Source organism: Pseudomonas sp. K8, from assembly GCF_014889455.1.
Lineage (GTDB): Bacteria > Pseudomonadota > Gammaproteobacteria > Pseudomonadales > Pseudomonadaceae > Aquipseudomonas > Aquipseudomonas veronii.
The window spans coordinates 60,285-67,798 of record NZ_VJWO01000037.1; the positions used below are offsets into that span (position 1 = coordinate 60,285).

The 7,514-nt window shown below is 58.2% G+C and carries 6 protein-coding genes and 1 tRNA gene; 5 read left to right on the forward strand and 2 right to left on the reverse strand.

The window, feature by feature from the left end; all coding sequences use genetic code 11:
- The first annotated feature begins 31 nt into the window (after positions 1-31).
- The 5 genes from INT12_RS22105 to INT12_RS22125 all read left to right on the forward strand — a co-directional run bounded on the left by INT12_RS22105 (position 32) and on the right by INT12_RS22125 (position 6,596).
- Positions 32-1,729 carry a GMC family oxidoreductase gene (locus INT12_RS22105; RefSeq protein WP_017846854.1) on the forward strand — a complete coding sequence of 566 codons (1,698 nt, stop codon included), beginning with the start codon at positions 32-34 and terminating at the stop codon, positions 1,727-1,729.
- 75 nt (positions 1,730-1,804) lie between these two features.
- Positions 1,805-2,698: a transporter gene (locus INT12_RS22110; RefSeq protein ID WP_017846853.1), complete on the forward strand. Its 894-nt coding sequence runs from the start codon at positions 1,805-1,807 to the stop codon at positions 2,696-2,698.
- Between the two features lie 23 nt (positions 2,699-2,721).
- Positions 2,722-4,209 (forward strand): aldehyde dehydrogenase family protein, encoded by a 1,488-nt coding sequence (locus INT12_RS22115; protein WP_017846852.1) that lies wholly within the window; start codon positions 2,722-2,724, stop codon positions 4,207-4,209.
- 167 nt (positions 4,210-4,376) lie between these two features.
- Entirely contained in the window at positions 4,377-5,327 is a 951-nt protein-coding gene (gene feaR, locus INT12_RS22120; RefSeq protein WP_193059016.1) for a transcriptional regulator FeaR, read from the forward strand.
- A gap of 792 nt (positions 5,328-6,119) precedes the next feature.
- Positions 6,120-6,596, forward strand: a complete 477-nt coding sequence (locus INT12_RS22125) for a MarR family winged helix-turn-helix transcriptional regulator (protein ID WP_017846849.1) — start codon at positions 6,120-6,122, stop codon at positions 6,594-6,596.
- Positions 6,597-6,732: 136 nt separating this feature from the next.
- Here INT12_RS22125 and INT12_RS22130 read toward each other — a convergent pair whose 3' ends face one another.
- Together INT12_RS22130 and INT12_RS22135 are read right to left on the reverse strand one after the other, a co-directional pair.
- Positions 6,733-7,158 (reverse strand): integrase arm-type DNA-binding domain-containing protein, encoded by a 426-nt coding sequence (locus INT12_RS22130; RefSeq protein ID WP_193040785.1) that lies wholly within the window; start codon positions 7,156-7,158, stop codon positions 6,733-6,735.
- Between the two features lie 233 nt (positions 7,159-7,391).
- Positions 7,392-7,468 (reverse strand) — tRNA-Asp (locus INT12_RS22135).
- Positions 7,469-7,514: the final 46 nt, after the last annotated feature.

Below are 7,514 nucleotides of genomic sequence, written 5' to 3' on the forward strand. Positions count from 1 at the left end.
AATCCCTTCGGGACATTAGCGAGGCCCCCCCATGTCCACTCAGGAATACGATTACATCGTGATAGGCGCCGGCTCGGCAGGCTGCGTGGTTGCAGCCCGGCTGATCCAGCAGAATGCCGGCAGCGTGCTACTGCTTGAGGCCGGAGGCAAGGACAGCAGCCCCTTCCATACGATGCCCGCCACCGTGGTACAGGTTTTCCAGCAGAAGTCCTGGCCGTACATGACCGTGCCGCAGAAACACTGCAACGACCGCGAAATGATCATTGCCCAGGGCAAGGTGCTCGGCGGCGGTAGCTCGGTCAATGGGATGATCTACATCCGTGGCCAACACGAGGATTACGACGACTGGGTAAAAGACTGGAACTGCCCGGGCTGGGGTTATCGCGATGTGCTGCCCTACTTCAAGAAAGCCGAAGCCAACGAGAGCCTCAGCGGTGAATTCCACGGACAGCAAGGCCCATTGCCGGTCAGCGAGAACCGCTATCGCCACCCAATGACCATGGCCTTCGTGCGCGCTGGCCAAGAGATGGGCCTGCCCTACGTCAACGATTTCAATGGCGCATCCCAGGAAGGTGTCGGCTTCTACCAGACCACCACGCACAATGGTGCCCGTGCCAGCACCGCGCGTACCTATCTGAAATCTGTACGCGACAACAGCAAGCTGACCGTGATCACTGACGCCCTGGCGCACAAGGTGATCGTCGAGAACGCCCGCGCTACCGGAGTGAAGTTCAGCGAGAAGGATGGAGCGCCGATAATCGCCCACGCCCGCAAGGAAGTAATTCTCAGCGCCGGCGCCTTCGGCAGTCCGAAGATTCTCATGCTCTCCGGCATCGGGCCGAAGGAACACCTCGCGGGTCTCGGCATCGAAACCTTGGTCAACCTACCGGTTGGCAAGAACTTTCATGACCACCTTCACCTGTCGCTCAACGCCACCACCCACAAACAGAACAGCATCCTCGGCGAAGACAAGGGCCTGCGCGGCATCAAGCACATGATCCAGTGGCTGGCGTTCCGTAGCGGCCTGCTGACCAGCAATATCCTCGAAGGCGGCGGTTTCGTCGACAGCCAGGGCGTCGGTCGGCCAGACATCCAGTTCATGTTCCTGCCGGTAATGGACAACTTCGACAACACTCCCGGCGAAGCCCCTCCCGCCGCCGAGCATGGCCTCACGGTCAAGGTTGGTCACCTGCGCCCCAAGGCTCGTGGCGAAGTGCGCCTGCGCAGCACTGACCCGGCCGACATGCTGCTCATCGACCCCAACTATCTGGGTGACAAAGACGACCTGCAAGGGCAGATACGTGCCGTGCAAGCCGGCCTCAAGCTGATGCAACAACCCGCGTTGAAAAGCCTGATCAAGAAGATCGTCGCGCCCGAGAATATCGACTGGCAGGACACTGCCGGCATCGAGACCTTCATACGCCAGGCGATCAAGACCGTCTACCACCCTGGCGGTACCTGTTGCCTGGGCATTGATCCGGGCAGCTCGGTGGTCGACCTGCAGATGCGCGTACATGGCGTGCCGAACCTGCGAGTGATCGACCTCTCCGTATGCCCGCAGATAGCCAGCGGCAACACCAACGCGCCGGCGATCATGCTTGGCGAACGCGGTGCCGATTTCATTCTCGGCAAGGCACCGCTGACGCTGAGCGCACCACATGAGCAAACGCTGAATCTCGATGCGGTGATTGGCACACCTCAGTCACTCGCCGGCTCCAACCGCTCCTAATCGACCTTTCCCGACCTGGCGCGCATATCGCGCCAGAGCTTTCCTACGCCCTGAAACCGGATCGAGGATCACACCATGCACTTCTTCCCGCAGCGTCATCTGATCAGCGCTATTGCACTTTCCGCACTTGTCCTTGCCCAGAATGCCCACGCCACCGAGGGTGGTGGCGGCGCCTACGCCAATGGCAGCGAAGGTTTCATGACCGGCGCCCTGCCTCCGCCTGGCAACTACCTGATCAGCTACAACACCTATTACACCGCCGACAAGTTTGCCAATACGAACCCGGCGTTCGACCACTTCAAAGTCAGTACCGCCGCTACCATTCTGCGCGCCATCCATGTCACTGATAAGAAGATCCTCGGTGGCAACTGGGCGATGCACGCCTTCCTGGTTGCAGCCGATGTGGACGTCAATATGGGGGCGGGCGGCCGCCAGGATCGCGCCGGCATGGGCGACCTCATCGTCAGTCCGCTGGCGGTCGGCTGGCACGCCGGAAACTGGCACTGGATTGCAGCCGTCGACCTGTACCTACCCACCGGCCGCTACGACAAGAAAGAACTGGCCAACATCGGGCGTAACTACGCCACCGTCGAGCCGCTGTTCGCCTTCACCTACCGCAACCCGCAGGGTTATGAGTTCTCGATGAAGACCATGTTTGACCACAACTACGAGAACAACGACACCCAATACCGCTCAGGCAATGAACTCCACGCCGACTTCGTCGCTGCCAAGCACTTCGGCAACTGGGGTGTGGGTATCGGTGGCTACACCTACAAACAGCTCACCGGCGACAGCGGTGACGGTGCGGTATTCGGAGACTTCAAAGGCCGCGCCACTGCACTGGGCCCGCAACTCTCCTACACAACTGCCTCGGGCTTGAACATCCAGGGCCGCTACCAACATGAGTTCGACGTATTGAACCGTCCGGAAGGCGATAAGTTCTGGCTGAACATTGCCATCCCTCTTTGATTTTATCTGCCAGGAGTCACCCCATGAGCGACATTCAATTGCTTCCCCAAGTGCAGGCGTTCCTACAACGCCAGCACGCCCATTTCGTCGATGGTGCTTACCGCTCTAGCGCCTCCGACAAGCGTATCTCGATCATCAATCCGGCCAATGGCGAAGCCATCGCCCAGGTAACCGCCGCTGATGCAGCTGACATCGAAGCGGCCGTCAGTGCAGCACACTGCGCCTTTAAAGGCAGTTGGGCCAAGACCTTGCCCTATCAGCGTGGCGTAATACTCAATCGACTGGCCGATCTGCTCGAAGCCAACAGCGAAGAACTGGCCCAGTTGGAAACCCTCTGCTCAGGCAAATCTATCCACCTATCCCGGATGTTTGAAGTCGGCCAAAGCGCGGTTTTCCTACGCTACTACGCCGGCTGGGCGACCAAGATCAACGGCGAAACGATGTCCCCCTCCTTCCCGTCGATGGCCGGCGAACAGTACACCGCCTTCACCCGTCGTGAGCCAGTGGGCGTGGTGGCCGGTATCGTACCGTGGAATTTCTCGGTAATGATCGGCGTATGGAAAATCGCTGCCGCTCTGGTCACCGGCTGTACGCTGGTGCTCAAACCCAGTGAATTCACCCCACTGACTTTGCTGCGCCTGGCCGAACTGGCAATGGACGCGGGTGTGCCAGCGGGAGTGTTGAACATCGTCAACGGCACCGGCGAAGTCGGTGCACAACTGGTCAACCACCCGCAGGTAGCCAAGGTTTCGTTCACCGGTTCGGTGCCGACCGGACTCAAGGTCGGCCAGGCCGCAATGGCCGCCAACCTCACCCGAGTGACCCTGGAACTGGGCGGCAAAAATGCTGCGGCGCTGCTGCCTGACGTCGACCTCGATGCTGCCATCGGTGGGCTGATCCAAACCGGTTATGTGCATCAGGGTCAGGTGTGTGCGGCACCAGAACGGCTCTACGTACCGCGTTCACGCCTGGATGAGACCCTGGAGAAATTCAGCGCGGCACTAAAAGGCATGAGCATTGGCTCGCCTCTTGATGAGAGTGTCCAGTTCGGGCCCCTGGCCAATAAGCCGCAGTTCGACAAGATGGTGCAATTCTTCGAGCTGGCACGCCAGGAAAGCCGCATCGTCTGCGGCGGTAATGCGATTGCCCGTCCCGGCTACTTCGTTGAGCCGACCCTGGTACTCGCGGGTAACGCCAAGGATCGCATCCTGCACGAAGAAACGTTCGGCCCGTTAATGTGCGTGCTGCCTTATGACGACGTCGAAGAACTTCCCGGCCTGATGAACGACTCGCCGTTCGGCCTCACCGCAAGCATCTGGACCAACGACCTGTCCAGGGCACTGCGCCTGATCCCCCAGATTGAGGCCGGCACGGTATACATCAACATGCACACCTTCCTCGACCCTTCGGTGCCCTTCGGCGGCATTAAAGCCTCGGGCACGGGCCGCGAATTCGGCAGCGCGTTCATTGACGATTACACCGAACTCAAGTCAGTGATGATCCGCTACTGAATCGCCTCTCGGGCCGGTTTACCGGCCCTGCCCTCCCTGTTCGAAAACTCACAATACTCAACTCGTTTCTGGCACGAGGAATGCTTGAATTTTCCCGTAATTAGTCATATGTGCAAAATCGATCCAATTGCGCACCAAAACTATTAGAAATCCCTTCGAGGTGCCTTGTGAGTGTGCAAAACCTCCACGATTTCGACCACTGGAATCAGGCAGTACATGCCGTGTGTGGCCGTTTTGTCACGCAACGCTGCACTCATGCGGACAATTTCATTGGCAGTATCCAGCACCATCAATTGGGTGATCTGAATCTGGCGGATATCCAGGTTAACGCCTTGTCGATCCGCCGCGAACGCGGCAGCGCAAGCCGTGGTGATGATCGCTTCTATTTTTTAGTCCTGCAGCGTGAAGGCAGCATGGCGATCAACCGTAGTGCGCAAACATTCACCTTGCACCCTGGCGACATGGCCCTGCTGGACTCAGCCGAGTCCTTTGAAATGCAACCGAATGGGTTGATCGCGCAACTGTCGATCCACCTCTGCCGTGACGCCGTGGATCGGCTCCTGCCGACACACGCCTGGCGCTTCGGCAAAATCGAACAGAGCGGCCTGAGCGGACGTCTGCTCCACGGCATGTTGCAGCAGATCAGTGACGGGGAAATGAATCTGGGCGCCGGCCAATCTCATGGCGCGGCATTGCAGGACGCCCTGATCAACTTGCTGCAGCCCTCTTTACATCCCGATGATGTACCGAACACCGGCCGCCCCCTACGACGACTCGCTGAGCGAATGATCAACAAAACGCTGCTGGCGCCCCCGACACCAGCCGACCTGGCCGCGATGCTGAACATCTCGGTACGCCAGCTCTACCGCCAGTTTGAACTCGATGGTGACAGCATCGGACGCTACATCCAGCGCCAACGCCTGCACTGCGCCGCCCGAGATTTGGCACAGACTGGTGACAATGCCCTACCCATCACCACCATCGCCTACAAGTGGGGCTTTACCGACTCCGCGCACTTTTCCCGGGTATTCAAGCGCCACTACAGCATGCCGCCCAAGGATTACCGCGCAAACGTCCAAGGCGCAACCAGCGCGCACAATAACCAAGGACACCCTTGAATATTGCCATCATCGCCACCGGGGCCATGGACTGTTTGTTCGCTTTACCTCCGGTAATTAGCAGCGTGCGGGGCAGCCTGCATCCCGGTGAACACCAGCATCCGCTCAGGCTTCCTTTTTAGCGTGGAAGAAATGAAGTACTGCTTGAGGGGACGCGCAGATGCCTTCCCCGAACCGGGTAAGCCTTACCGTATCGAATGGATGCAATTCCAAGGCACCGCGTCAACGGTGCAGTCGATGCTCGCTGGCGCACGCGACTGTTCATCTCAGGCCCCGTCTTCGCTTGATCAGGGCACATTGTCCAGCGAACTGCCGGCTTAGCGAGTGCCCAGCACGTGGCCGAGGCACCGGGGCCATTCTCGCTGTACTGAGCCGTGCAGGAGGATTCGCCTATCAAGAGCATTACAGACCTCAAGAGCAAGACCGTCGGCATCAACGCCTATGACTCCTATGGTCAGATCGCCATGGTGCTGAAGTATCACGGGCAGAATCCAGCCAAGGGCATCTAGCTGGTGGAAACCGGCCTCCCTGGCTCCGAAGCAGTGCTGCGTGCCGGCCAGAATATCGATGCCTAGAAAGCGCAGCGCACGCAGGAATTCTTTCGTCTGCCCGATGCCACATGGCTTACGACACGCTTCGATCCGGCATTGGAAAACAACAGCTGACCATCTGTTCGGACAGATCCACACACCTGCAGCACCATTGAGCGCCCTCCGCCGGCATAGCGGCGGATGCCAAATTTAGTAGAAATGTCTATGATTGTCCGTCGACTTTCACAAAGCAGTTCCTTTGATGTCCATTCCCAAGAAACGCCGTAACCGCTACAACCCTGCCAGCGAAGACTTTCACAAGGAAGAGTTTCCTTTTTACTGGCTGGCACGCGTGTACGGGCGCTACGCCATGGCCATGGAAAAGCTGCTCAAGCGGATCGACCTGGATATCCCGCGTTGGCGAGTGCTGAACATTCTCTTCGAGAACGACGACTCCAGCATTTCGGAGATATCCGAACACGCCGTGGCCAAGCTTTCGACCATCACCAAAATCGTCTACCGAATGAAGGATGATGGTCTGGTGGAAACCAGCCAGAGCACCCAGGACGGCCGCGTAACTCAAGTCAGCCTGACCGCGGCAGGTCGCCAGGCGTTTTTTGACATGCACGAACTCACCGACGAGTTATTCCAAAAAAGCTTCCAGGGTCTAACCGAAGCTCAACTGCGCAAACTTAACCAAGTCTTGGCGAACATCTTCGCCAACCTGCCGGAACACTGACCGGCTTCGAGAACTCGCCGCACCCTGCTCGCTACCGTCAACTCAAACAAAATACTAGATTCTTATTAGTCCTCCAGCGCCCCCGCTCGTTCAATAACCAGACCTCCGAAGTGCTGATGCGAGCTCAAGGTCTGGTTCAGCACCCTGCGGGCGAGTCCGGCGCGCAAAACTCGACTGAAGCCTCACGATCACCACCAGTACCCTTCTTACTTTTCGTCAGTTTTTTACTTCGGAACTCATGCCAGCGACCAGCAACCGCTTCAAACGTGTTGTTGGCGGCGTGAGAGGCTTTTTGGCGCTCGGCGCGACGATGTGAGCGGGGATCGATATTGTTGGCCACCAGCGCACGTGCAGCCTCTCTCCGCTGGCGAGCCTCCTTGAGACTGACGTCGGGATAGATGCCAAGGGAAATACGCAATTGCTTGTCATGCCAATAGAAACGGAAATGCCAGCGCTTCGAACCCGTCGTGGGCACTTGCAGAGATAAGCCATTCCCATCAGTTAACGTATAAGGCTTGCTGGCGGGCTTGGCTTTCTTGAGCGCTGTATCTGTCAGAGCCATCAGACACCTCCTTCTGCATCAAGGAGGGGAATACAACCCAGCGGTAGACGGACCAATACGAAAATTGATGCGCAAGGAATCGTAAAAGGCTGTGCCAGCGGCGTACTTAAATGTGTACTTAAAAACCGTGGCTGGAGATGGATTCCAGTGGAATTCAGAAAACGAAAAAAGCGGCACAAGGCCGCTATTTCCGTGGCTTCCAGGCGTTCAGTGGGCCTTAGTGGAAGCAAATATGGCGCAGCGGACGGGACTCGAACCCGCGACCCCCGGCGTGACAGGCCGGTATTCTAACCGACTGAACTACCGCTGCGCGTAACACTTGAAGCGAATGGTGGGTGATGACGGGATCGAACCGC

Bases quoted from the DNA above. Each gene is read 5' to 3' on its own strand.
- INT12_RS22105 (WP_017846854.1), top strand. From the start codon at position 32: ATGTCCACTCAGGAATACGATTACATCGTGATAGGCGCCGGCTCGGCA.
- INT12_RS22110 (WP_017846853.1), top strand. From the start codon at position 1,805: ATGCACTTCTTCCCGCAGCGTCATCTGATCAGCGCTATTGCACTTTCC.
- INT12_RS22115 (WP_017846852.1), top strand. From the start codon at position 2,722: ATGAGCGACATTCAATTGCTTCCCCAAGTGCAGGCGTTCCTACAACGC.
- INT12_RS22125 (WP_017846849.1), top strand. From the start codon at position 6,120: ATGTCCATTCCCAAGAAACGCCGTAACCGCTACAACCCTGCCAGCGAA.
- INT12_RS22130 (WP_193040785.1), bottom strand. From the start codon at position 7,158: ATGGCTCTGACAGATACAGCGCTCAAGAAAGCCAAGCCCGCCAGCAAG.